Genomic DNA, 26,596 nt, shown 5'->3' with positions numbered 1-26,596 from the left:
GGGGGGCTCAGTTTACAACCTCGATCCGGTCGAGCTGCCAGATACTTCGCGAATAAACGGCTTCTGTTCGAAAGTCTTCATTCTGGTCATAGGGATAAATGACCCAAAGCGGCCCCTTGTCGCGCAGTGACATCTCTTTTCCGTCGCGGCGAGAGGCAAGAATGGGCCCGCCCTCCGCAGCTTCGCTGACCGGAATTTCAATGGAGTAGTCGTTGACTGCCGTGGCACGCAGAGTGCCGCTAGTCACGCCGAGCGCGCGCAGCAGAGTCGCAATTTCAACGCCTTCAAACTTGTGTACACCATCTGTCCAGATGGTCGAGGTTTCGACCTCCACCGTACCAAGCGCATCAAGCATCGCACGATCGAATTGCGCTGTCGCGCCCATGTTTGTTTCAGAGATCGAACCGGAGACAGTCAGTACAACTTCACCCTCCGGCTTGTCCAAGTTACCTGCGAATGCAGTGCAAGTAGAGAAAATCAGCGCACATAGTGCGTATTTTATTGGCATGATAACCTCCTGTTTGTTGGAGATATATGCAGTATATCTTAATTATCTATATCTTATTGATGGCAGTATATAGCCATGTTCGCATCGATCATATTGACGAGGCAGCAACTGCATTTCGGGAGAAATCGCGCGCGAAAAGCACTCAGTCAAAACAGGTTTGTGAGAGACCTATAGAGAATTTTTGGCAATTTGAGTTTGCCATCAATATGGAGGGCTGAGGCGCAGTTCATACCATAGGTCAAAAAAACGCCGCGAACGGCCTTGTCTCTGGAGTTCCGCGAACGGCTGCTTACCGTGTGGGCCAAGATGTTGATTTCCACCGAGATTTGACCCGCCTTTCAGTTATGTTTCGGGTCTGGTGTTGCGGTCAAGTTCCTGTTTTTCTCCTTTGTGGATTTGGCGTCGTGCGCCGAGCTATTTTTGAAGCGGAAGCTGTCGTTTCCGGTTTCGAGGATGTGGCAGTGATGGGTGAGCCGATCCAGCAGCGCAGTCGTCATCTTGGCGTCGCCAAACACGCTGGCCCATTCGCTGAAGCTGAGGTTGGTGGTGATGATGACGCTGGTGCGCTCATAGAGCTTGCTCAGCAGATGGAAGAGCAAAGCCCCGCCTGATGCACTGAACGGCAGATAGCCAAGCTCATCAAGGATCACGAGATCAGAATGCATCAGGCGATTCGCGATCTGACCTGACCGACCCTGTGCCTTCTCCTGCTCAAGTGCATTGACCAGTTCGACAGTCGAGAAGAAGCGGACGCGCTTGCGATGATGCTCTATTGCCTGCACGCCGATCGCCGTGGCGATGTGGGTCTTGCCTGTGCCAGGGCCGCCGACCAGCACGATATTGTTGGCCTCGTCGAGGAAGTCGCATCGATGCAACTGGCGCACCAGGGCTTCATTGCTCTCGCTGCTTGAGAAGTCGAAGCCATTCAGATCACGATAGGCTGGAAAGCGTGCGGTCTTGAGCTGGTAGGCTGTTGATCTGACCTCCCGCTCTGCAGTCTCGGCCTTGAGCAGTTGCGACAGGACCGGAATGGCAGCCTCAAAGGCAGGCGATCCCTGTTCGGTCAGTTCACCCACCGCCTGTGCCATGCCGTGCATCTTCAACCGTGTCGTTCAGCTATCGACCAGCCAGACTGCGTTGCCACACCTTTCTCGAAGAAATGCCGCAACAGATCGTTGTCCCGGAACCATCCATGGCGGTTCTTCGAGAACGTCGCGTCGTTCGGGATTGGGTCTGAGGTGCTCCCAATAAACTGGACCATTTGCAGCCGCACAACTCCAGTGGCGCGACCACGCCGACGCTGTAATCAGAGCGGGGAAAATCCAAAAACAGGCGACCCAGGCTCCGTTCTTGGAACCGTCGGTCTAGTCCATCGGCTTTCTGCCACGGATAAGCTGTGAGATTGAAACCGCGATCACCAGGCCTCCACCGTAGAACAGGTTCTGCACGAAACTGTCGACGCCAAGGAAATTCAATCCCATGATCCCGGTCGACAGGAAGAAAACAGCGACGAAAGCGCCTGGTGCATTGAAGCGGCCCGGATAGATGGCGGTTGACCCCAGGAACGCCGCAGCGAAGGCCGGCAGCAGGAACGCCAGCGCCGATGACGGGTCAGACGCCCCGCGCATACCGGTATAGAGAACGCCCGCAAACGCCGCGATGACACCCGACGCCACCAGCGCTCCGGTACGAACCCGGTTGACGTTGACGCCCGACAGCCGCGCCACCTCGCGGCCCCGCCCGACGAACAGCAGACGTCGTCCAAGGCTCGTGTGCTGGAACACATACCAAACCAGAACAGAAAGTGCCAAGGCGTAGTAAAACCCGATCGGAATCCCGAAAAGACGCGTGAGAATGACGGCCTTGACCAGGTCCATCGATACGCCGGCGATGGTGTTGGAGTTCGACACCCACAGGATCACGCCGTTGATGAAATAGCCCGTGCCCAGCGTCACGATCAATGAATGGACGCCAAAATAGAGAATGAAAAAGGAGTTGATCAATCCGACAATCGCGCCCGCGGCGAGAACGAAGACAATGGCGCCGCCGATCGGCATGCCCATCTTGACGTTGAGCACCGCCAGCAGCATCGAGCTCAGCCCCATGACGCTGGCGACAGACAGGTCGAAATCGCCGGTCGTCAACGGGATCATCAGCGCCAGCGTCAACACGACGACCATGGCGTTGGAGCCGAACATGCTCGCATAGGAGTTCCAGGCAAACATCTGATCCGGCTTGAAGGCACCGAGAATGAGGATCATCACACCCCACGCGATGAGCAGGCCGAACCGCTCCGCCCATGTTTTCCAGTCGAATGTCTCGGTCTCACGCGCGGTCCGCGAAATCACGCTCTCTTCGAGATTGTTCAGCTTCGCTTCCAGCGCCGCTATGCGCTTCTCGTAGGCCGCAATTGGATCGGATGTCTCCACTGTGGTCATGAAAGTTTAAATCCCTTATGCAATCTGAGGCATCGAACGGTAGCAATGTTCGGCAATCAAGTCCTTGGTCAGGTCAGCCCCCGACAGTTCGGCAACGATCTGCCCACGTGCAAAAATGAGCACACGATGGCACAGCATCGCCAGTTGCTCGTAGTCGGTTGACGAAACCAGGATCGCCGCCCCGTGTTGCGCGGTCCTGTCGAGTGCGTCCCAGATCTGCTGCCGCGCACCAACATCGACACCCTGGGTTGGTTCATCGAGCAACAAAAGCCGGGGCCCGATCTGCAGCCACTTGGCCATCAGCGCCTTCTGTGCGTTTCCGCCGGAGAGCGCCGCAAGCGACATCGAGGGAATGTTCGGCTTCACGCCTGCTCCCTGGCCGAGCTTTCGCGCGTGCTCGCCGATTTGCCGGTCCGTCAATCCCAGAGGACTACGCAACTGGCCGTAAACCGGCATGGACACGTTGTCGCCGACAGAAAGCGAGCCTATGCCAGCCTCGCCCAGGCGATCCGCAGGCAGATAGGCAATTCCGGCCTCCAGCGCCTTGATCGGATTGAGCGCGCTAAGGTCAAAGCTCTTGTTATCGATTTTCATCTCGCCGGTGGTTCCCTTTCGGGCGCCGTAGAGCAGGGCCGGAATAGTGTCGAAACCCGATCCGATAAGACCGGTCAGGCCCAGTATTTCGCCTTCCGCCAGATCGAATGCCAGGGGACCGACGCCAGCGATCGCAAGGTTGCTCACGGCAACGGAAGTCGGGGCGGTCCGCGCCTGCTTGTTGATGCCCGCGTAGGCGTCCATGGTCCTGCCGATGATACGCTCGACGAAGGCCTCGTGACTGGTGTCTGCCGTAACCACCGTGTCGATCAGGTGACCGTCGCGCAGCACCGTTGCGCGATCGGTAATCTCGCGCACCTCGTCCACGTCGTGACTGACGAAAATGACGCTTGCGCCGAGCTGCGTGCATTGTCGTACCAGACCGAAAAGCTGTTCAACGCCTGCCCTTGGCAGAAAAGGTGTCGGTTCATCGAGAACGAGCACGCCCGGCCGGTCCACATGGTTCTCGGTCGCCCTGCGAATATCCTCATAGGCGCGTACGATCGCCAGCAGCGCCTGCTGCACCGCGGACAGCGTGCCGACAGGCGCCTTGGGATCGAGAGAAAGGCCGAAACGGGCAAAGATGGCGGCGGCCTCGCGATAGGCAGCACCCCAGTTGATCGCCCAGTCATGGCCGGTGGAAAGGGAACCGATAAAAAGATTTTCCGTGACGCTGAGTGAAGGAATGAGGCCAAGATGCTGGTGCACGAAGGCCAGCCCCAGTTCCCGGACCTTTGCGCCGGGAATGGGAAGCGGCACGCTCTGTCCGTAGAGCCGGATCTCGGCACCTGGTTCGGGCGTGTGAAAGCCGGCAAGAACCTTGATGAGTGTCGATTTGCCAGACCCGTTTGAGCCGAGCAGTCCATGCACCTCCCCGCGCCGGACGGTCAGAGACACATCGTCAAGCGCAACCGCGCCGCCGAAGTGTTTGGAAAGATGCCGGATGTCGAGCGCGTCGGTTTCCCCGACGCGCCCTGCGGTTTCTGACCTCACTCAACGCCCCAGAGCTTGGCGAACCCGGCCTTGTGGACATCGCCGTATCCATCATTGAACGTGGCAGGATTGCCCGCTGTCGCCACATTCTCGTCCGAGAAGATGAAGGCAGGCGTGTTCAGCTTGGTGACCGGGTCGAGGCCGCAGAGAAGACGCATATCTGCATCTGTTCCGGCCATGCCGACCCAACCCAGGCTCTCGCCGACATTCATCTCCACGATATCGCCATCACGCATCATGTCGAGCACGAAGGGTGTGCCGTTGTAGGAGACAATCTTTGCCGACGAACCGGCGATCTGGATGGCAGGCACGATGAACTGTGACATCGAATCGTAGACCGGCAGCACGTAGTTGATGGTCGGATCAGCAAGCAGCGCATTCTGCACAGCCGGCTGGGTCTTGGTTGCCCAGTCGTTCACAGGCACGTTGATGTACTGCGTTTTGCAGTCCGGGCAGTTGTCTTTCAGATAGCCGATGATCGCATCGCGCAACGGCGCTGTCGGCGTGATCTCGTCGGGACCGAGCACGATGGCATTCACCTTGCCGCCGGTTTTCACCATGGCCCAGGCAGCAATGATTTTCCCGACCGTCACATAGTCTGTGTTGGCAGCACCATCCATGAAGTCGGGCACCGCCTGGGTCGTCGCATCCCAGTTATGGGTCGCTGTTACCTTGACACCCGCGGCACGGGCCTCGGTGATCTGGGGAACCAGGAACTCGGGTGGCAGACCGCCCTGCATGTCGATCAGGTCAAAACCTTCCGCCGTTGCCGTATTGATGCCCTGGATCCAGCCGGCCGGATCCATCTGGGTTTCCCAGTCACGCAGTTCGAAACCGACCATGGCGGCCGCGTCGACAAAGCCCTGGCTGATTGCGGCGTTGAAGGGATTGGCGTTGGTCAACGGTATGACGAACATCTTCTTGTCCTTCATGCAAGCCTTGGCGTCGAAGGCAGGCCCGGGCGCTTCGAACGTGGGCAGCTGGCTGTGTTTCGCGATAAGCGCCTCGGCAGCGGCCATGTCAGCCTTCGCGGGAACGGCAAGCATGAGCAATCCGCCCAAGGTCGGAAGTATCAGGTTCTTCATTGGTCAGTTCTCCTTGTTAAAAATGACGTCTTGTATGCTTTTATGTGACTGCATCTTCGGTAGAGACTTGCCGGACGTGGTGGCCGGGGCGCCCATGTTTGGGTCAGGCCCGGCCACCGGTCTTTCCTATTCCGCTGCCTGGACGAAGCGGCGAAACACTGGTGCCTTGGGTGCTTCGAAGCCGGTCTCTTTCTTGCACCGCCCCTTCAGTTCCTCGATCGACTCGAAACCGCGATTGAACAACGGCTTGTCCTGGTCGGTGGCCATTTTTTCCCGCAGCTTTCTGGTGGCACGCGTGTCGACGTCACCGTCTTCGATCACCACGCCATAGCGCTTGGCGCCTTCCTGCGTCACCAGCCCGCGTTTGACGTCCATCGCCACCAGCTCGGCATCGCGCGCCAGCGGGTCGCCCCAGCCGCCGCCGCCCCAGGTGTTGAAGTACAGCATGTCGCCAGGTTCGACCGCGACGCGGTCGCATTTCGACGGGATGTTTTCCTCGCCGCCATTCTTGCGCACCAGTCGCTTGGTCGAGCGCATTCCCGGCTCGCCGCCGTTTACACCCCACGGGTAGGTCAGCCAGCGATCGTCGTGGATGGAGATTTCGCCCTTTTCCATCATCTCGTAGGCAATCACGATTCCATTGCCGCCGCGATGCAGACCAGCTCCGCCACTGTCGGGGATGGTCGCATATTCGCGAATGCGCAGCGGGAAATAGGCCTCCAGAAACTCGTTGGGAACATTGGTGAAGGCAGGCCACATCGAATGCCCGTCCGGCCCGTCGCCGGCTGGACGCCCCGGCACACCACCGAAGCCGATCTGGAAGAGCTGGTACCATTCGCCCTGCGTGTTGAAGCCGGAATACATGAAGTGCGGGCTGTCGGAGAAGCCGGCAGCGTTGAGAGCATCAGGCGCGCCCTGCCCCAGCAATCCGCCCATCAGGTCAAAGATCCGACCCAACATGTGTGTCCGGCAGGACAGCGCCGCAGGTTTCTTCGGCTTGAGAATACAGCCTTCCGGGATGTGAACCTCGATGAGGTCGTAGAAGCCGTCATTGAACAGGATCTGCGGATCGAACAGGTTGATGGTGAATGCCCCGAAGAACATCTTGAACATCTCTTCGTTCAACAGGAAATTGATCGAGGAGAAACTCTGCGGATCGCTTTCGGAGAAATCGAAATAGGCAATCTCGCCTTCACGGTGCAACGAGCAGGCAATCTTGTAGGGCCCATTGCCCATGCCATCATCGTCTATCCAGTCCTCGAAATAGGCTTTCTTTCCGTCGACCGCCTCGGGAATGATCATCTGGATGATCGCGCTCATCGCCGCCCTGTTGCGGTCGAGCATGTCCCACATGGCCGAAATGTAATAGTCGGCACCGAAGCGGTCGATGTTCTCGCGAACGCGTCTTTCCGCCAGGCGCAACGCGGCAATGATGGCGAAAAAGTCCGACTTGTTCCATTCCGGCATACGGGTGTTGTGCAGCAGGATGTTGAGGATCTCGTCGGCGAGCTTGCCCTTCCGGTAAATCTTGGTCGGAGGGATGATGATGCCCTCCTCGAAGATCATCTTGGCGTCGGTCGGAAGCGAACCGGGAACCTTGCCGCCGACATCCGTCATGTGCCCGAACATCGCCGCCCAGCTGACCAGCTTGCCTTCATGGAAGATCGGCATCATCAGCAGCCAGTCGTTCAGATGACTGACTGCGCCGTTGCAGGAATAGGGGTCATTGGTGATGAAGATATCACCATCCTCGATGGTGCCTTCATATCCGGCGATGAAGCCATAGAGGAAGGAGCCGAACTGGCCGACCACCATCTTGCCTTCCTGGTTGGCGATCATCGGAAAGGCGTCGTGCTGCTCGCGGATGCCGGGCGACATCGCGGTTCTGAACAGCACGGCGTCCATTTCGGTTCGCGCGTTTCTCAAGGCATTTTCGACGATGTCCAGGGTGATCGGATCGACCTGAACCCGGTTGAACGGCTTGGTGTTTGTCTCGACAATTGTGGCGGCCATGGTGGTCTTTCCTCAGCGAGCGTTTTTGTGGTTTGCGGGCCAGATCAGCACATTGCCAACCTCGTCGACGATGCCGACATGATCGTGCAGGATCAGCGACGTTGAATCCATTTCCGTGAGCACCGCAGGTCCCTCGACCCGGTTGCCGGGGTTGAGCTTGCCGCGATCGTATATATGCGCTTCGCGCCATTGACCGTCGGCGTAGACCTTTGTGGATTGGACCCGAGCGCCGGAGGCGTCCGTTCCGCCCTGGCCTCGGCTGGGTGCAATGAAGCTCTTTTCCGCACCCTGAACCACGGTTCGCAGGCCGACGAGTTCGTGGTCGGCGTCGAGCGCGAACGTGAAGAGCTGTTCGTGCTCCTTGTCGAAGCGCTCGGCGACCCCGACGAGCCCATCGCGCGCAAACTCTTCCGGCGAAATGTTGATCGTCAGCTTCATCCCCTGCCCGCGATAGCGGATGTCGATCTGGTAGAAGGCGTCCTGCTCCTCGGGTGCAACACCTTCCTCGCTCAGGGCTTCCGCCGCACTCTTTTGCAAAGCCTCGAGCATGTCGCCGATTTTCCGGTCCGAGGTCTCTGAGATCCGCGTCACAAAGGTCTGGCTGGCCTCGTTGCGCAACCGCGTGGTCGCATCACCATAGGCGCAGAGAACGCCGGGGCCGGGAGGAATGATCGCCGGCCATGAATTGATCAACTTGGCCAGCGCATTGACGTGCAGCGGGCCGGCTCCGCCAAAGCCCATCAGCGCGAATTCGCGCGGATCATAACCCTGTTCGACCGAGACCAGCCGGAGCGCGCCACACATGTTCTCATTGACGATCTTGACGATGCCTTCCGCCGCTTCCTCAACGGAAATCGACAACGCATTGGCGATCCCGGTCACTGACTTGACGGCGAGATCGCGGCTGATCTCCATGTCGCCGCCCAGCTTGGCGTCGGAGGGAAGATATCCGAGGACAACGTTGGCGTCCGTCACCGTGGGCTGTTCACCGCCCTTGTTGTAGGCCGAAGGTCCGGGAACCGCTCCCGCCGACTGAGGCCCGACACGCAGTGCCTTTGTCAGCTCCGGGACATAGGCAATCGAGCCACCGCCAGCGCCGACGGTTCGCACGTCGATCGACGGCGCCCTGACGGTGACATCCGCCACGCGGGTCTCACGCCTTGTCCGGGCGATGGAATTCTCGATCAGCGCAACGTCTGTCGAGGTCCCGCCCATGTCGAATGTGAGCAGGTTCTTGACGTCCGCCTGCTTGGCAATCCAGAGCGCCCCGGAAACGCCGCCCGCAGGACCCGACATCAGAAGGTTCACCGGCTGGTCCATCGCCAACTGTGCCGATGACAGCCCCCCGTCAGAGCGGAGGATCTGCAGCATGACGTCTCCCATGCGCTGCTGCAGTTCCTTTTGCAGGTTCGAGACATATTTCGACACCACGGGTCGGACATAGGAATTGACGACCGTGGTCTCGGTCCGCTCGTACTCGTACATTTCCGGCATGATCGAGGCGGATGTCGAAACCGGAATGTCAGGCGCGATCTCACGGGCTATCTCGGCAATCCGCAGTTCATGCGCGTCATTGGCATAGGAGTTGAAAAGGGCAATCGTGAGCGCCTCGATGCCGCTGCTGAGCAGCGACTTCAGGCTCTTGCGGATCGCCTTTTCATCCAGCGGAACGATTGCCGTTCCGTGGGCATCCATGCGTTCATCGGCCTCGATTGTATATTCCAGCGGCGCCAGCGGCGCGGCCTTGTTCCAGATCACCCAGCCGCCCAGACCGCCTGGAACGTAAGACCGCGCGATCTGAAGCACGTCCCTGTAGCCCTTGGTCGTCACCAATCCAACGAGCGCTCCGGAACTGGTCAGCACCGTGTTCGTTGCAACGGTCGTGCCGTGCATTACCTCTGTAATCTCCCTGGGTTCGATCCCGGCCTCGCGGCAGATCTTCTCGATGCCGTTGAGAACACCTATCGAACTGTCGGACGGCGTCGAGGGCACTTTGGCGGTAAATGTGCGGCCATTCTTTTCATCCAGCAGCAGCAAGTCCGTGAAGGTGCCGCCGACATCGACGCCCAGGCGCAGTCCACCGCCTGCACGGGTTTTTGAGCGCGATTGCGGCAAAGCGCCGGAGCCTGCCTCCATGCGGCGCAACCGCTCCTCGAATGCGGCAAGTCGGTCCTCATAACGTTTGATCATATCGTCGGTGCTGTTCATTCCACTATATACCCCGTCAATGTCGATCGCCCGTCTGGTCCGATCAATTGCCTGAATTCATCTATCTTCCTGTAAACCAGTCCAGCCATCGCCACCGGCGCGGCTGTGCGCTGTCGGCAAGACCGACCGCCCGCTCGGAAATGCAAAGCATTTTTCCCACCGTCTTTTCCTGACGATTGATCACTTCGACTTTATCTTGGACCTGCTTTTCAAGCTGCTGGCTCGTGGTCAGCGCGCGGTCCAGCAATCCGGTCAGGCGTGCGGCTGCCTCGCCTTTGGATTCACCTTCCTGCAGGGAGCGATCCAACAGGCTCAGCGCCCGCTCCACAGCTCCGGACAACTCTTCGATCTTGTCACCAGAGCCCGATGCGGCACGTTCCGACAGGTCAAGTGCGCGCTCCACCAGTTGGCGGAACTTATCGTTTTGCGCCATCGCGGTTTCGAGACGGTCGGCCACATCGTCCAGCATCCCAAATGCACGGTCCGAGACATCAGCCAGAGCCTTGGCGCTGCCGTCTTCTGCGATGTGGTTTGGGGAACTGACTGCGAGGCCGCGTTCGTTCAGCTCCATCGAGCGCTCGAGGGCAGCGTCCTGGCGGTCAAGAAGCGATGTGAGCCGCTCGATATCGACATCCCGGCCAGCCAGATGAAACTGCAGCTCTTCAATCTCGTCAAACAGGGTTTCGAGCAGCTCGCCCGGCTGAGCCTTTTCTGCTGCCAGCCGGGTATCGAAGTCTTTCGGGACGGCGCTCAGATCAACGCGAAGGTGGCCTTCATTGTCGCGGCGGGCGGAGAGCAATCCTTTCGTGATTGCTTCGCGTAAGCGGATCCGGCTCAACCCGAGAAGCTGTGCTGCCTCCCCGATTGGCAAGAAGTGATGACCGGATTCGGTTCGCTCGATCCCCATGCCTCCGTAACTCAATCCCTCAAGTTATTGACTTGTCAGGTGGAGACTGCTGCATCTTCGAGAGAAGTTCAAGCAGCTCTTCGCAAACATATTCTTTGGATCGCAGGGATAAAGGTGGCAGGCGAATGCCGAGCCAGCCATTGCGAAAGGCTTTCGGCAATATTCTGCAAAACTATCTGGCAAAAACCTGATGTTTGACCTCAACTTCTCCCGCTTGTGCGGTTCCAGGCCGATTATTCACCACAAATTGGTTGGGTACAAAAAAATGCGGAGAACACAAAAGGAGCAGTGCCTCACCTTACAGATCTCAGGCCAAGTCAGCGCTTACGGATGAGACCAAGGCCCACAGGCTGGCGCTGATCCAGGAGGATGCCAAGGGTTTAGCCCGCAGCACCCACCTGCCGGTCTTGGCACTTCGCAGCTGACCTACAGCGCGCCCAGTTTTTCCCTGAGTTCGGTCTTGAGCACCTTGCCGTAGTTGTTCTTGGGCAGGGCCGTCTCGAAGAAATAGGCTTTCGGGCGCTTGAAGCCCGCAATCAGCGTGCGGCAGTGGGCGTCGAGCTCCGACATGCTCGGTGTTCGCGAACCGGAGGCGACAATGAAGGCCACGACCTCTTCGCCCCATTCCGCGCTCGCGCGGCCGATGACAGACACTTCCGCCACCAGCTGATGGGTCAGCAGCGCTTCCTCGACTTCGCGCGGATAGATGTTGGTGCCGCCAGAAATGATGACATCCTTGGAGCGGTCGCGCAGGGTAAGGTAGCCGTCGTCGTCGAGAGAGCCCATGTCGCCGGTCCACAGCCAGCCATGCTTGATGCTCTGGGCAGTGGCATCGGGGTTTTTCCAGTATCCCTTCATCACCGGAGATCCCGATGCAATGATCTCGCCGATCTCGCCCGCTGGCATGTCAACGCCATCAGCGTCGACCACCCGAACGGAGACACAGGATTGCGCGGTGCCGACGGAGGCCAGCCGGTCACGCCAGCGCGGATGCTGCCGGTCCATTATATCGGCGCGGGACAGCGAGGTCAGCGCCATCGGGCATTCGCCCTGCCCGTAGATCTGGACAAAACGCGCGCCGAACTGCTTTGTCGCCGCCTCGATGTCGGCCACGTACATCGGACCACCGCCATAGACGATAGTGCGTAGCCCCTCCCCCGCATAGCCCGACTGCCGCGCTGCGGCCAGCCAGCGGCTGATCATGGTCGGGGCCGCGAACATGGTGACGTTGCCGAGCCTTGGAGCCAGCGCACACAATTCGAGCGCATCAAACCCGCCGGAGGCCGGGATGACATGCCTGCTTCCGCGCAGCACATGCATGAGATTGTAAAGCCCTGCGCCATGCGAGATCGGTGCTGCATAGACTGCGGCATCCTCCTGCAGGACATCATCAACATCGACAAAATAGGCGAAAGCCATGGCATGAAGATTGGCGTTGGTCAGCATCACGCCTTTGGGCTTGCCGGTGGTGCCCGAGGTGTAGAACAGCCACGCCAGGTCATCAGCCGCGCGCGGCACGGGTGCTGCGAGCGCTTCAACATCGGGGGCAAACGCGGGTTTTGTTTCGATGTCGTGCAGCGCGCATGCGGCAGGGATCAAAGCCGCCAGGTCGCCGTCGCCCGAGACGAACACTACCCGGCTTTCCGAATGCTCGACGATATAGGCCGCCTCGCGGGGATGAAGCTTGGCATTGATGGGAACCGCAACCGCGCCGCAGAACCAGATGCCATAAAGCAGTTCGAGATAGGTCGTGCTGTTCTTCATGAAAATGGCGACACGATCGCCGGGCTGCACCTGATACCGCGTTTGCAGGAACGCACCGATGCAGGCGGCACGACCCGCGAACTCGGCATAAGTCGCGACCAGATCTTCGCCCGACAACAGGGCCGGAGCTTCAGGCTGTCTCCTGGCCGTGCGCACTAGCCATTCTGCAAGGTTCATCGTGTCTGTTCGCAGTCCTGTCTGATCTTCAGTGAATGCCCGCCCGCCAGACAGTATCCGCCGGGCGGGCTTGGGATCAAGCTTTGCCGTAGCCACCGCCGCCAGGGGTGATCATGAACACCTCGTCGTCCGGGTTCATTTCACGCTTGCGGGTGTCGACCACATCCTCGCCGTTGATCTGGAAGGTGCCCTTGGTTCCATCACCGCCACCGAAAATGCCTTCCGGCCCGTACGACAGCCGGCTCGGGATTGTGTTGAGAAGCCAGCGCGAATTGGTGCGCATCCGGTAACCGATCCGCTGGCCGTCGCCGCCGGGCTGGCGTCCTGCGCCGCCGGTCCCGCGCTCCAGTTCCTTGCAGGTAAAGGCAATCGGATAGGACGCCTCAAGCACCTCGACCGGAACCGCAGACACACCCGTGGGATAGCAGATTGCCGAAAGGCCAGGCTTGTGAGCGCGTGCGCCCATGCCACCTGAATAGTTGAACATGGAACTGGTGAACGGCTTGCCGTTGGCATCCTTGCCCTGGACCTGAATCGTCCAGACCGCTCCGGACCCTTCGGCGATGACATCATCGGGCAGGATCTGGGCCAGGGCCTTGAGGATCGGGAATGGCACATACATGCCGACCACATGGCGGGCGTTAACCGGCGACGGATAGCGCGCGTTGACCACGCATTCGTCCGGAAGCTTAATCTTGATCGGCGCCAGGGAACCGGCATTGTTGGGCAGGTCCGGATTGAGCGTCGATCGGATCGCAAACGTCGCATAGGCATGGGTGTAGGCCGGCACCACGTTGATGCCCATGGCGCTGGGGCCGGACGAACCTTCGAAATCGATGGTGATTTCGCCTGCTTCCGGGTCGACGGTCACGGCCGTCTTGAGATCGATCACTTCCCCGCCCGGCACATCGAACTTCGAGGCGCCGTGCCAGGTGCCGGCGGGAAGCTTGGCAATGGCGTCACGGGTCGCCTTTTCGGAGCGTTTGATGATTTCTTCCGACAGTTCGGAAATGTCATCGAGGCCATAACGGTCGCAGAGCGCGTTGAGGCGTTCGGCGGCGATCATGCCGCTTGATACCTGCGCGCCAAGATCACCCATCAGCGCATCTGGCGTGCGCACATTGCGCTTGATGATCGAGAACAGCGTCTCGTTCGGCTTGCCCTCATCGTAAAGCTTCATCACCGGGATCCACAGGCCTTCCTCGTGGATATCGCGGGCGCCGGAGCCGATGCCATACCCACCAATGTCGGAGTGGTGGATGGTCGATCCGGCATAGGCGATGATCCGGCCATCGCGGAAGATCGGCGATATGATGGTGATGTCGAAGAAATGTCCCGCCGACATCCAGGGATCGTTGGTGATCAGCACGTCGCCGGGACGAAGCTTGTCCATGTCGGTGTGCTCAAGCAGGTTGCGGGCAGCAGCAGCCAGCGAGTTGATGTGACCAGGCGTTCCAGTAACCGCCTGGGCCACCATCCGCGCGTTCTCGTCAAACAACCCGTTGGCGAGGTCACCCGCCTCGCGGACGATCGGGCTGAAGGCAATGCGCTGCAGGGCTCTCGCCTGCTCGCTGACGATGCCGATGAGATTGCTCCACAGAATCTGAAGTTCGACGCCATCCATCACGAGGCTCCCTTTGTCTTTTCGGCCACGATGCTGCCACTGGCATGCAGGGTGGCGACCCAATTTTCGAGTACGAAGATTGTTGTTTCTCGTTCTTCAATGATCACAGGACCGGCAATACGGTCGTCGGCAGTGATCATCGAGCGCTGATAGACCTGAACCGACTTAGGCTCGCCGCCGATGAAGACGTTGCGGCTTTCGGTTGCTCGCTCCGCACCCGCATTTGCCTGCCGGGCTGCCGGCCGGTCCGCCTGCGCACCGCTGGCGGTGATCAGCCAGTTGACGATCTCGATGCCCATTCCGGCAAGCTTGAGACCATACTGGCGGTGATACTCGGCCTCAAACAGATCATGAATGCGCTTGGTGTCTTGGGCCTTCACCACCTCGGCGGGCAGGTTGATACGTACTTCCGACTGTTGTCCCGAATAGCGCATCTCCACCGCATAGGCGAAGCGGGCCTCGCCATCGGGGATGCCTGCTTCGCGAAGCGCGTCGCCGCCTTCCTTGATCATGCTTTGCAGAACTGTACCCACCCCATTCCAGTCAAGATCATTGAGCGGAGAGACCAGGCTTCGGACCAGATCGATCTGCGCTGGCGTCACCAGAGTGCCGAATGCCGACAGCACGCTTGCCAGGGGCGGGTAGATGACCTTGGTGCTCTCGGTCAGTTCGGCAACCATGCAGGCATGGACAGGACCTGCGCCGCCGAAGGCCAGGAGCGGCAGGCCGCGATAATCAATCCCGCGCTCTGTGGCATGGGTCCGTGTCGCCGCCGCCATCTGTTCGCAGACGACTTCGAAGACGCCCCAGGCAGCCTGCGATCGTGGCAGATTGAGTTTGGTGCCGAGATCATCAAGCGCCTTCTCTGCGGCGGCGGTATCAAGCTGCATGTCGCCGCCCAGGAAGCGTTTCGGATCCAGAATGCCCAGGACCACATCCGCGTCGGTGACGCACGGGTCTGCGCCGCCGCGTCCGTAGCAGGCAGGCCCCGGCATTGAACCGGCGCTTTCCGGGCCGATCTTCAGGAGACCGAGATCATCGACCGAGGCGATCGAACCACCGCCCGCGCCAATCTCGATCATGTCGATCGACGGCACGGTGATCGGCATGCCGCTGCCTGGCTTGAAGCGGTAGCGACGGTCGACCTCGAAGGTACCGGTGACCAACGGCTCGTGATCCTGAACGATACAGGCCTTGGCCGTTGTGCCGCCCATGTCGAAGGAAATCAGATCCGGGATGTCGAAGATGCGGGAGAAATAGCAGGCGACCAACGCGCCCGCTGCGGGACCGGATTCGATCATCCGCACAGGAATGGTGCTGGCCCGATGGGCGCCTATAACGCCGCCATTGGACAGCATGATCAGCGGCTGCTGGGAGAACCCGCGGGTCTTGAGTTCGGTGATCAGCGCCGACAGATAAGGCCTTGTGATCGGCACCGTGTAGGCATTGATCGCCACTGTCGAGGCGCGGAGATATTCGCGCATCTGCGGTGCGATCACGCTTGACAGCGAAACATAGATGTCGGGCGCTTCTTCATTGAAGATGCGCCGCACTTCTTCCTCGTTGGCGCCATTGCGGTAGGAATTGAGGAAGCAGACGGCGACCGAGACAATACCGGCCTTACGGCACTTGGCGATGATCTCGAGGACTTCCTCTCTGTCTACCGAGACATCAACCGTGGCATCAGCATAGGTACGCTCGCGGACTGTGAAGGTGCGCTCCATCGGGATCAGCGGCTCGGCAAACTCGATCTGCGGATCATACATGTCGTAGCGGTGTTCCTCGCGGATGTAGAGAACATCGCGGAAGCCCTCGGTCAGCAGCAACGCCACTGGCGGGCCCTTGCGCTCGATCAGCGCATTGGTGACCACGGTCGTGGCATGGACGATCACATCATCGACTTCGCCCGGTGCAATGCCGGCCTTGCCCAGCACAAGATCGACGCCCCGGAAAAACCCTTCAAGCAGATTGTTGTGGGTGGTCAGTGTCTTGTCGACATAGCTCTGTCCATCGGAGGCCAGAAGAACGGCGTCGGTGAAGGTTCCGCCAATATCGATGGCGAGTGAATAACGTGTCATGTCGGGTACTCCGTGCATCCCAAATCGATGGATATGGCGCGCGCAGCCTCGGTGACCGCGGCACAAAGAGCGGCTGTCGGTTCAGGCGGGATATCCTGAAGCGAGCCGGCAATGGTAATGGTGGCGACAAACTTGTTTTCGAGATCGAAGATCGGCGCCGAGATAGCGTTGAGGCCGCTCAGGGTCTCTGCGGGAGCAACCGCCCAACCGGTTTGACGGGCGCGGGCAATTTCGGCCTCCAGCCGGGCCGGGCTGAAAACCTTGCCATTGGGCAGGGCAGCATGATCGGCGCCAAGCACTGCAGGCAGCAGATCCGGATCGCCAAAAGCCAGTGCGATCTTTCCCTGGGCAGAAGCATGGAAGGACAGAAGCGCACCCGGTTTGGTGATGATCTGCACCGGAGAATCGACGCGGACGATGTCGACCACGCGCATGCCGCTGTCTTCGGGAATCGAGAGCGTACAGGTGAGAGCTGCCTTGTCGCGCAGTTGCACCATCACAGGCCGCGCGGTGCTGGTCAGTTGCGTGCCGTCCGCAATGGCCTGGCCGACATGAAACAGTTTCAGCGTCAGCCGGTAGCGCTCGGTCACCGGGTCCTGACGGACATAGCCGATGTTGCTCAGGGTCTGCAGGTAGCGGTAGACTTTCGCCCTCGGCATGCCCAGGCGTTTGGCGAGATCGGTGACCCGCACGTCTTCATTCATCGGCGCCATTTCCTCGATGATCTGAAAGGCGGCGATTGCCGAATGGTTGTTGATCTTGCTGGTGTCTTTCATCTCATTATCCCGGGAAGAGGCCTGGCAGCGTCAGTGTCAAGAACGGCACGAAGGCGACCAGAGCGAGGATGACAAGGGCGATGCCGATCATGGGCAGAATGGCGACGGCGACCTTTTCGAGCGGTGTCTTGCCGATGGCCGAAACGATGAACAGGCAGAGGCCAACGGGCGGTGTGATCATCCCGATCATCAGGTTGAGCACCACCATGACGCCGAACTGGACGCGGTCGATACCGAGCAGTGGAAACAGCTCGTTGAGGATCGGCATGACCAGGACCAGGGCAGCCAGCGGCTCGAGAAACAGGCCCAGAAGCAGGAGAACCAGATTGAGCAGAAGGATCAACACCCATGGCGTGGAGCTGATGTCGAGCATCTGGGCCGCGATTTCGCGGGGTATGTTCTCGATCCCCAGAATGAACGAGGTCATGCTGGCCATGGCCACGATCAGCATCACGCCTGCGGTCATCGTTGCCGCCTCGTAGAACGAAGCAACGATCTTGCCCGCGTTGAGTGTGCGGTAAAGCAGAAGCCCGACCGCCAATGCATAGACCACCGCAACGGCCGCCGCTTCGGTGGGGGTGAAGACGCCACTGCGTATGCCACCGACAATGATAACCGGCAGCAGCAGCGCAGGCAGAGCCTTGAGCGCCAGCGCGCCGCGCTCCTCTTTCGCGACAGCGGCCGGCAGCGGATGATCCTCGCGGCGGGCCTTGATCAGAACATAGACCAGCAGGCCGGCGCAAAGTGCGAAGGCCGGGATGATGCCGGCGAGGAACAGGTCGGCAATCGAGGTGCCGGTGAGCACGCCATAGAGAATAAGCGCCAGCGACGGTGGCACCAGCGGTCCGAGGATCGAACCGGCGGCGGTGACGGCTGCGGCATATTCGGGCTTGTAGCCGTCACGACGCATGGCGGGGATCATGACGCTGCCGATGGCTGAGGCTTCGGCGGTTGCAGCGCCACTGACACCGGAGAACATCATGCTGGCGATCACGTTGACGGCGGCCAGCCCGCCGCGAACCCGGCCGACCAGCATCTGGGCAAAGCGAACGATCTGGCGGGTCAGATCGGCCGAGTTCATCAGGTTGCCGGCAAGGATGAAGAACGGAATGGTCAGCAGCACGAAATTGTCGATGCCGGCAATCATCTTCTGCGGGAAGCCGATCATCAGATGCATCTGATCATTGACGATCAGATAGGTGATCGAGGACAGGCCAAGGCTGAAGGCCACCGGAATGCCGATGACCATGAATCCGAGAAATGTGAGCAGATAAAGGGTCACTGGCTGGGTCCTCCCTCGATTTCGGTCAGATCCTGCAATGTTCTCCCAGCTGCCAAAGCGCCGGCGTACAAGACGATATCGACACAGATGCGCAAACCAAGAAGGCTCATGCCCAGCGGCAAGGCGAAATAGACCCAGAACACGTGCGGCGCTTCCGGTGCGCCCGCTCCGAACAGGTCCTCGAGAATGAAACTCAGCGCCGGGATCGGCTGCGAACCGGCGAGATCGGCATAGATGTAACCGTAGTAGGCAAGGGCTGCGCACATCGCCACCGACAGCAGGCCGCCAAGGATCGCGAGCAGAAGCGCCGGTACACGGGGCAGCGCATTGGCAAGAATTGAAAGGGCGGCAATTTCACCGCGCTCATAAGCAAAGATCATTGCCAGGAACGATGCCCAGATGAGCAGGTAACGGCACAGCTCCTCTGACCAGAGCAATGAGGAGTTGAGGCCGTAGCGCATGATCACCTGCGCGGTCATGACCGTCAGCAAGGTAGCCATCAGCAGGACCAAAAGGCTTTTCAGGCCGGTACGAAAGGCATGATGAAATGCAGTCATGGACACGACACCTCCTCCGGTTCGCTCGTTGCTGTTTTGGCGCTTGCGCGCGATCTAGGCACAGTTTTTCCGGGGCCCGGCGCTCTGGCGCCGGGCTGTTCCTGCTTGGGCACAGGGGTTGACTTCAAAAGCTCAACCGAAATCGGGTTCCTGATATTCCGTCAGGTGCAGATAGTCCTCGCGGGCCGGAGCAAAGACATCAAGGTTGAGAGCAACCTCGCCGCCGATCGCTTCTCCGCAATGCACCACATCGGGGGGAATGCGGACGACCTCGCCAGCACCGACCTCGACAACGTCATCGCCGATCTCGAAGCGGATGCGTCCCGAGACCACATAGGCGAGTTGCTCGAAGGGGTGGGAATGGGGCTTCTTCTCCATTCCCGGCTCCAGCCAGTTCATCACCATCAGGGCATTGTCGCCGCGGAAGGCGGTTCGCGACACTCCGTCGCGAACCTGTTCCCGGGGAAGCCTGTCCCAGCCATAAACCTTGGTTGACGCCATTTCGGTTACTGGCCCTTGGAAAAGGCTTCGTCGAACTTGACGATCAGCGGGTCCTTTTCCTTCCAGGTGGCAACCACCGGGGCAGTCAGGGCCTTGAGATCATCAAGATCGGAAAGCTTGTTGATAGTCACGCCATTGGCTTCAAGGAACGTGACGGTCTCGGCATCCTGGGATGCTGCCAAAGCGTAAGCCTCGGTGGTGGCTTCCTTGCCGGCAGCTTCCACTGCAGCCTTGTCCGCGTCGCTGAGCTTATCCCAGGCTGCACCTGAGAGCATGATGACGCCGGGCCAGAAATAGTGGCCGGTGAGCGTCACCTGCTTGGCCGCATTGTAGAGGCTTTCGGACTTGATCGAGGAGACGTTGATTTCAACGGCGTCGATGGTGCCGGTTTCAAGCGCCGAGTAGACCTCGCCGTAAGCCATGCCGATCGGGTTGACGCCGATGGATTCCCAGATCGCCTTGTGCAGCGGGATCGGCACGATGCGGGTCTTCAGCCCCTTGAAGTCAGCCAGGCTCGTCACCGGCTTGTCCTTGGAGAGGAAGTGGCGAAGGCCGGCATCGACAAAACCGACACCCTTGATCTTTTTTGCATCCAGCGTGGCCAGCAATTCGTCGCCAAGATCGGAGGTCAGAACCGCAGACAGCTGCTCGTAGCTCGACACCGTGAAAGGCTGCTGCAGGGCGTCAAAGGATGCTGCTCCCAGAACCAGCGGCAATGTCGCCGAGGAAACCAGAGCACCATCGATCAGGCCGATCTGGATGCCTTCGAGCAATTGCTTGTCATCGCCGAGCTGACGGTCGCCATAGACCTCGATCTTGACGTTTCCGTTGGTTTTCTCGTCGACCTTCTTTGCGAAGATTTCGAGGCCTGTGTGGAAAATATGCGTTGATGCTGCGGCGTGACCCATTTTCAGGGTCACCTCCTGCGCGCCTGCAAGCGACGGAAGCACCATCAAGGCAACCCCCGCAAAAATTGAAAACCTGTTCATTCCATCCTCCCAGTTGGTTTCTCTTGGCTCACCAAAGTGTTTCACTCTGCAAAACAAGATGATGCAGATTGAAACAGAGTCGCATTCACGTCAAGGGCCGATGACCGTTCGAGCAGCGGCAAGAGCAAATTGGGCTGCAAAATCGGAAGGCACGGGGCGAGAAACATGCTGGATAGCGACGCAATCGGCGCTGGGTGTCTGCGGCTGATAAGAAGCCAAATCGAATTCGTCGAAGCGGGCAGACCCCATCTGAAATCCGGCCGTACCCTGTAGCGACCGCACTGCAAAATTCCGGTGCGGTCGCTACAGGGACTTCATCAGGGACTGGCTGAGTGAAAAAAGAGCACTTCCGCTTCACCCAACCAGCAAGGGGTCGAGATGACCAGAATCCCCAACATGAAGGAATGCGGCCGGCGGATCCCATGCGCGGGCTCGCTTGTGCTTGACCGGAGTTCTTATCAGGAGCAGAGTTATTTAAGGGATTTGATATGTTTGATCCCAAAAATCAACCGGAGAGGGCTTGCTGATGAAAGTTCTGAAATTGGCAATCGTCATAGTTGCGACTGGCACACTGGCTGCCTGCACGACAACTGAGAAAACTGCCAGTGGAGCGGGGATCGGCGCGGCAGTCGGCGCGATTGCTTCAAACAGTGTCGGTGGCGTCGTGGCAGGTGCTCTCATCGGTGGCTTTGGAACATATCTGTTCGAAACGGCCGATGGCCGATGCCAGTACCGCAATTCCAGAGGCAAGATTTACACAACCAGGTGCCACTGGAGAAGATAGTGGAAGTCTAGGTTTCCAACAGGACAGGCGCCCTCGTGTCTGGCGCGATCTTTGGTGTGCCGGATCAAACTCAAGCCACTGGCCGTTATTGTTATGATTGCAAGGCAGTCGCTCGATGGTCTGTGAGGCTTTTCACGATCAGCGATGTTGTGGATCTGGGTTGGGTCTATTCGCTGTCGCCTATGCCTCCGATAAACACGCGAATTGCGAGTTCAAGCCGGCGGCTATACGCCTCCTGACGTCCAAGAGCCGGCTGCGGACGAAGGAGATGTTCGAGCACGCTTTCATGCGCCATGTCGGTCATCAGACGTGCCGCCTCCCCCGTGTCACTTATGCGGATCTCGCCGCTGGCAACCGAGCGGTCTAGCTCCAGACGGACCATGCCGTAGAGTGCGTATGGCCCTTCCTGCAAGAATTCACGTGCGAGGTCCGGCTGCCTGTCAGCCTCGGCAATAACAGCACGCAGGATCGCCAGGGGCAGCAGATCTGAGAATTTTTCGTCTGTTGGCGTCAACAGCAGACGGAGGCGTTCGGCAAGTGGCAATTCCAGCTCACTCTCTGCCAGAGGCCGCGTCACCGTATTGCGGATACGTCTGACAATGGCCGCGAAGAGTACCGCGCGGGATTCGAAGATCCCGTAAAGCGTGCGCTTGGACATGCCTGCCTCCTGCGCGATCGCCGCCATCGACGTGCCACCAAGACCTTGCGACAGGATCACCTTTTGCGCAGCGTCAATGATGATCGCCTGACGTTCAGTGGTATCGAGTTGTCGCGGCCTCCCCGGCCCACGACACGCGCTCAGGTTTTTGGGGTACAAGTCAGTGCTCCGGTTTCGCAGGTGCAGCATTTCACTTGCGCAATTCAAAAAAGCAATTATAAAACCATTCGGTTTCCATATTAGAAGCAATGCGCGCGTTCGCCAAGCGGCTCGTCCAAATAAAGCGGAGATACTCGATGAGGTTAGCGGCTTACGCCCTCTTTTCTTCCCTGTCCGTCGCCATGATGGCGTCTGCCGCCTCGGCGCAGCAGCAGGAACGCCCGCCCACACCTGTGACAGTGGTCACGCTGGAGGCGAAGACCGTCACGGTAACCTCAACACTGCCGGGACGCGTCGTCGCTTCCGGCGTCGCTGAAGTGCGGCCCCAGGTCAACGGCATCATCGTCGACCGGCTCTTCGAAGAAGGCTCGCCGGTGAAGGAAGGCGATATTCTCTATCGCATCGATCCGGCAACCTACAAGGCACAGGTCGTTGCCGCGCAGGCCGCCGTCAATCAGGCGCAGGTAAGCCTGGATGCGGCCAACCGCGACCTCAAACGCATGGAAACGCTGCGCAAGAGCAATGTCACGAGCGAGCAAGCCCTTGAAGCCGCCATCACCACGCGCGACACCGCCAATGCCGGCCTGCAGGTTGCCAAGGCGCAAATGCTTGCCGCCAATATCGATCTGGAACGCACCACGATCCGCGCCCAGCTCTCAGGCGTTATCGGGCTTTCGCTCACCACACAGGGCGCCTTGATTATCTCGGGCCAGGCTGCCCCGCTTGCGGTGATCCGCAAGCTGGACCCGGTCTATGTCGACGTCGCGCAATCTGCCGCCGACCTGGTGCGCTGGAAGCGCAATGGCCCGCTTGCCGCAGGTTCGAAGGTCGATACCAAGGTCGAGCTGATGCTTGCTGATCGCACGACATACGAGCAGACCGGAGAACTGACGGCTGCAGAACCGAATGTTGACGAACAGACCGGCGTTGTCACCCTGCGGCTGAAATTCCCCAACCCCGATGAAATGCTGCTGCCGGGCATGTATGTCCAGGTCGAGATGCCCCAGGGCGTCATCGAAGACGCCATTCTGGTTCCCCAGGAAGGTGTGTCGCGCGACCGCCGCGGCAATCCGACGGCCATGGTTGTCGGCCCCGACAATGTCGTCGAGGAACGCATATTGACGGTCGTCAGCGATCGCGGTTCAGACTGGATTGTCACGGACGGCGTCAAGGCTGGCGACAAGGTGATCGTCGAGGGCCTGCAGAAGATCGCGGCCGGAGCCACAGTCGCCCCTGAAGAACGCGCCGAACAACCGGCCCAGAACTGATCCCGCGGAGACCTAAATGGCACGTTTCTTTATCGACCGGCCGATCTTTGCATGGGTGATCTCGATCATCATCATGGGCGCCGGCGTTCTATCCATCCTGACGCTGCCGATCTCGCAGTATCCGCAAATCGCACCACCGACCGTATCGATCTCGGCCAACTATCCCGGTGCATCAGCCCAGACCATTGCCAACACGGTGACCCAGGTCATCGAGCAACGGCTGACCGGTCTTGATGGCCTGCGTTACTTCTCGTCGAGTTCCACGTCTGCCGGCACAGCGTCAATCACCTTGACCTTCGAGACCGGCATCGATCCGGATATCGCCCAGGTCCAGGTGCAGAACAAGCTTGCACAGGCAACCTCGCTGCTGCCCGAAACGGTGCAGCGCCTGGGCGTGACGGTGCAGAAATCGTCCGCCAGCTTCCTCATGGTTATCGCGCTTATCTCCGATGATGGCGCGCTCGACCAGACCGACCTTTCCGACTATCTCAACACCAACCTCGTCGACGAATTCAGTCGTATCGAGGGCGTTGGTGAAGTGCAGGTGTTCGGCGCCAAATACGCCATGCGGATCTGGCTCGATCCGATCAAGCTTGCCGCCTACGGGCTTGCGCCAAATGATATCGTCGGCGCGGTCTCGGCACAGAATGCGCAGATCTCGGCTGGCGCTTTCGGCACTCTGCCAACGGTCGAAGGCCAGCAGCTGAACGCCACGATCACCGCGCAATCGCTGTTGAGGACGCCCGAGGATTTCGAGGGTATCGTCATTCGCGCAGCAACTGATGGCGGTCTTGTGCTGCTCAAGGACGTGGCCCGGGTCGAAATCGGTGCGGAGAACTATGCGACCATCGCCCGGTTCAACGGCAAGCCGTCAACCGGCATGGCAATCCGTCTGGCAGCTGGTGCAAATGCTCTCAACACCGCGGAACTGGTAAAGGCAAAGATCGCCGAGGCCTCTGCCTTCTTCCCCGAAGGCGTCAGCTACGTTGTTCCCTATGACACCACGCCCTTCATCGAAATCTCGATCGGGGAAGTGGTCAAGACGCTGGCAGAAGCCATCGTGCTCGTCTTCGTCGTCATGCTGGTGTTTTTGCAGAACTTCCGCGCCACGCTCATCCCGACGCTCGCCGTGCCCGTCGTTCTGCTTGGCACCTTCGGCATCCTTGCCGCAGCAGGCTTCTCCATCAACACGCTGACCATGCTAGCCATGGTGCTTGCCATCGGCCTTCTGGTCGATGATGCGATCGTCGTGGTCGAAAACGTCGAACGCATCATGGAGGAGGAAGGGCTCAGTCCGCTTGAGGCCACACGCAAATCGATGGGCCAGATCACGGGTGCCCTGATCGGTATCGCCCTGGTGCTGTCGGCAGTGTTCGTACCGATGGCCTTCTTTGGCGGGTCGACCGGCGTTATCTACCAGCAGTTCTCCATCACCATCGTCTCGGCCATGGGCCTGTCCGTGCTGGTGGCGCTGACGCTCACCCCTGCCCTCTGCGCCACGCTGCTCAACGCCAAATCGGCGCACCATTCCAAGCGTGGTCCTGCAGGCTGGTTCAACCGGGTCTTCGAACGCATCACCGGGGGGTATGGCAGTACCGTCGGCTGGATCATCCGCCGTCCCTTCCGCATCGGCATCATCTATCTTGCGCTTGTCGGACTGATGGCATGGAGTTTCGTGCAGACGCCTACCGCCTTTCTGCCCGATGAGGACCAGGGTATTCTTCTGGCCCTGATCCAGGGTCCGACCGGTGCAACGGCTGAACGGACCCAGAAGGTTCTGAAACAGGTCGAGAACCACTTCCTCGAAAACGAGAAGGACAATGTCGACAGCATGTTCGGCGTCGTCGGGTTCTCCTTCTCCGGTCAGGGCCAGAACATGGGGCTCGCCTTCATCCGCCTGAAGGATTGGTCGGAACGAACAGGTCCGGGACAGAGTGCCCAGGCGATCGCCGGTCGTGCCTACCCGGCGCTCTCGGGCATTCAGGACGCCATGGTGTTCCCGATCGTTCCGCCTTCGGTGCCCGAACTCGGGATCATGAGCGGCTTCGACTTCTATCTGGAAGCCCGGGATGGCCAGACCCATGACCAGCTGCTCGCTGCCCGCAACCAATTGCTCGGCATGGCTGCCCAAAGCCCGCTCATTGGTTCGGCCCGTCCTTCGGGTCTCGAGGATGCCGCGCAGTATCACCTTGATATCGACTGGCGTGCTGCAGGCGCGATGGGAATTACGGCCTCAGACGTGGCGCAACTGCTGCAGGTCGCCTGGGCCGGCAGCTACGTGAACGACTTTATTGATCGCGATCGCATCAAGCGCGTCTACATCCAGGGCGAAGCGGACGCCCGTGCGCTTCCATCCGACATTTCCAAATGGAAGGTGCGCAATCCAAACGGTGGACTGGTGCCGTTTTCCAACTTCGCTGACGGCAGCTGGACCTATGGTCCGCAGGGCCTCAACCGCTACAACGCTGTCAGCGCCATGCAGATCCAGGGATCTCCCGCCGCTGGCGTGACTACTGGCGAAGCCATGAACGAAGTCGAGCGGCTGGCCGAACAGTTGCCGGGTTTCGGCGTGTCCTGGACAGGTCTGTCATTGGAGGAACGCCAGTCGGGCAACCAGGCACCGCTGCTCTATGCCTTGTCTCTGGCGGCCGTGTTCCTCTGCCTCGCAGCGCTCTACGAAAGCTGGTCGATCCCGTTTGCCGTCATGCTCGCCATGCCGGTCGGTATTCTCGGCGCGCTGCTGTGGACGCTGTTCGGCGGCTACCAGAACGGCGTGTTCTTCCAGGTTGGCCTGCTGGCGGTGGTCGGCCTGACCGGCAAGAACGCCATCCTGATCGTAGAATTCGCACGCGAACGTTACGAGGCTGGAGAACCGTTGTTCGACGCGGTCAAGGAGGCGGCACGCCAGCGTTTCCGTCCGATCATCATGACCTCGATGGCCTTCTCGCTCGGCGTGCTGCCGCTGGTTCTGAGCACCGGCGCAGGCTCGGGCGGTCGCAACGCCATCGGCACCAGCGTGCTTGGCGGCACGATCTCGGGCACCCTGCTTGGCATCCTCTTCGTGCCTCTGTTCTTCGTGCTGGTCACCCGCCGGCGCAAGAAGAAGGAAGAACCCGCCCAGACGCCGGCTGAAACCTGACGGGACACTGGTACGGTTTGGCTTGGCGATGGCAGAGCATCCTGTCGTCCGGATTACCGACCACTGACGGGTGAAGCCAGTCAGTGGTCGGTGC

Annotated in this window: 19 protein-coding genes; 2 read left to right on the top strand and 17 right to left on the bottom strand. The window is 59.7% G+C overall.

Annotated features, from left to right (window positions below):
• Nucleotides 1-7: 7 nt before the first annotated feature.
• The 17 genes from WNZ14_RS10210 to WNZ14_RS10130 all read right to left on the bottom strand — a co-directional run bounded on the left by WNZ14_RS10210 (nt 8) and on the right by WNZ14_RS10130 (nt 22,095).
• Nucleotides 8-508: an oxidoreductase gene (locus WNZ14_RS10210; protein ID WP_342868454.1), complete on the bottom strand. Its 501-nt coding sequence runs from the start codon at nt 506-508 to the stop codon at nt 8-10.
• A 338-nt stretch (nt 509-846) separates the two neighbouring features.
• Nucleotides 847-1,605 (bottom strand): IS21-like element helper ATPase IstB, encoded by a 759-nt coding sequence (gene istB / locus WNZ14_RS10205; protein WP_342868453.1) that lies wholly within the window; start codon nt 1,603-1,605, stop codon nt 847-849.
• A 267-nt stretch (nt 1,606-1,872) separates the two neighbouring features.
• Complete coding sequence (locus tag WNZ14_RS10200) at nt 1,873-2,946, bottom strand: ABC transporter permease (protein WP_342868452.1); 1,074 nt, start codon at nt 2,944-2,946, stop codon at nt 1,873-1,875.
• 15 nt (nt 2,947-2,961) lie between these two features.
• Complete coding sequence (locus tag WNZ14_RS10195) at nt 2,962-4,533, bottom strand: sugar ABC transporter ATP-binding protein (RefSeq protein WP_342868451.1); 1,572 nt, start codon at nt 4,531-4,533, stop codon at nt 2,962-2,964.
• On the bottom strand, nt 4,530-5,618 hold the full coding sequence (locus WNZ14_RS10190) for a sugar ABC transporter substrate-binding protein (RefSeq protein WP_342868450.1): 1,089 nt from the start codon (nt 5,616-5,618) through the stop codon (nt 4,530-4,532). Before WNZ14_RS10190 ends, WNZ14_RS10195 begins: the two co-directional genes overlap by 4 nt.
• Nucleotides 5,619-5,744: 126 nt before the next feature.
• Nucleotides 5,745-7,631, bottom strand: a complete 1,887-nt coding sequence (locus WNZ14_RS10185) for a hydantoinase B/oxoprolinase family protein (RefSeq protein WP_342868449.1) — start codon at nt 7,629-7,631, stop codon at nt 5,745-5,747.
• 12 nt (nt 7,632-7,643) lie between these two features.
• The gene (locus tag WNZ14_RS10180) at nt 7,644-9,839 is read right to left on the bottom strand and encodes a hydantoinase/oxoprolinase family protein (protein WP_342868448.1); all 2,196 of its coding nucleotides are present in this window, start codon (nt 9,837-9,839) and stop codon (nt 7,644-7,646) included.
• Nucleotides 9,840-9,900: 61 nt separating this feature from the next.
• A complete protein-coding gene (locus WNZ14_RS10175; RefSeq protein ID WP_342868447.1) occupies nt 9,901-10,746 on the bottom strand; it encodes a hypothetical protein in 846 nt (281 codons plus the stop codon).
• Nucleotides 10,747-11,172: 426 nt separating this feature from the next.
• Nucleotides 11,173-12,687, bottom strand: coding sequence for an AMP-binding protein (locus WNZ14_RS10170; RefSeq protein ID WP_342868446.1), 1,515 nt, complete (start codon nt 12,685-12,687; stop codon nt 11,173-11,175).
• Nucleotides 12,688-12,763: 76 nt separating this feature from the next.
• Nucleotides 12,764-14,311, bottom strand: coding sequence for a hydantoinase B/oxoprolinase family protein (locus tag WNZ14_RS10165; RefSeq protein ID WP_342868445.1), 1,548 nt, complete (start codon nt 14,309-14,311; stop codon nt 12,764-12,766).
• Nucleotides 14,311-16,389 carry a hydantoinase/oxoprolinase family protein gene (locus tag WNZ14_RS10160; protein WP_342868444.1) on the bottom strand — a complete coding sequence of 693 codons (2,079 nt, stop codon included), beginning with the start codon at nt 16,387-16,389 and terminating at the stop codon, nt 14,311-14,313. The genes WNZ14_RS10165 and WNZ14_RS10160 overlap by 1 nt, the downstream gene beginning before the upstream one ends.
• Entirely contained in the window at nt 16,386-17,165 is a 780-nt protein-coding gene (locus WNZ14_RS10155; protein ID WP_342868443.1) for an IclR family transcriptional regulator, read from the bottom strand. Before WNZ14_RS10155 ends, WNZ14_RS10160 begins: the two co-directional genes overlap by 4 nt.
• Nucleotides 17,166-17,169: 4 nt before the next feature.
• Nucleotides 17,170-18,447, bottom strand: coding sequence for a TRAP transporter large permease (locus tag WNZ14_RS10150; protein WP_342868442.1), 1,278 nt, complete (start codon nt 18,445-18,447; stop codon nt 17,170-17,172).
• Nucleotides 18,444-19,004: a TRAP transporter small permease subunit gene (locus WNZ14_RS10145; RefSeq protein ID WP_342868441.1), complete on the bottom strand. Its 561-nt coding sequence runs from the start codon at nt 19,002-19,004 to the stop codon at nt 18,444-18,446. Before WNZ14_RS10145 ends, WNZ14_RS10150 begins: the two co-directional genes overlap by 4 nt.
• Nucleotides 19,005-19,136: 132 nt before the next feature.
• Nucleotides 19,137-19,505 carry a cupin domain-containing protein gene (locus WNZ14_RS10140; RefSeq protein ID WP_342868440.1) on the bottom strand — a complete coding sequence of 123 codons (369 nt, stop codon included), beginning with the start codon at nt 19,503-19,505 and terminating at the stop codon, nt 19,137-19,139.
• 5 nt (nt 19,506-19,510) lie between these two features.
• A complete protein-coding gene (locus WNZ14_RS10135) occupies nt 19,511-20,494 on the bottom strand; it encodes a TRAP transporter substrate-binding protein (protein ID WP_342868439.1) in 984 nt (327 codons plus the stop codon).
• 950 nt (nt 20,495-21,444) lie between these two features.
• Nucleotides 21,445-22,095, bottom strand: coding sequence for a TetR/AcrR family transcriptional regulator (locus WNZ14_RS10130; RefSeq protein ID WP_342868438.1), 651 nt, complete (start codon nt 22,093-22,095; stop codon nt 21,445-21,447).
• 137 nt (nt 22,096-22,232) lie between these two features.
• On the opposite strand from WNZ14_RS10130, the gene WNZ14_RS10125 reads away from it, so the two are divergent.
• Nucleotides 22,233-23,363 carry an efflux RND transporter periplasmic adaptor subunit gene (locus tag WNZ14_RS10125; protein ID WP_342868437.1) on the top strand — a complete coding sequence of 377 codons (1,131 nt, stop codon included), beginning with the start codon at nt 22,233-22,235 and terminating at the stop codon, nt 23,361-23,363.
• A 16-nt stretch (nt 23,364-23,379) separates the two neighbouring features.
• Nucleotides 23,380-26,502: an efflux RND transporter permease subunit gene (locus WNZ14_RS10120; RefSeq protein WP_342868436.1), complete on the top strand. Its 3,123-nt coding sequence runs from the start codon at nt 23,380-23,382 to the stop codon at nt 26,500-26,502.
• Nucleotides 26,503-26,596: the final 94 nt, after the last annotated feature.

It is taken from the genome of Hoeflea sp. AS60, assembly GCF_038900115.1.
Taxonomy (GTDB): Bacteria; Pseudomonadota; Alphaproteobacteria; order Rhizobiales; family Rhizobiaceae; genus Hoeflea.
The sequence above is the reverse complement of the archived record's forward strand: the minus strand, read 5'-3'. Positions and strand labels throughout refer to the sequence as shown.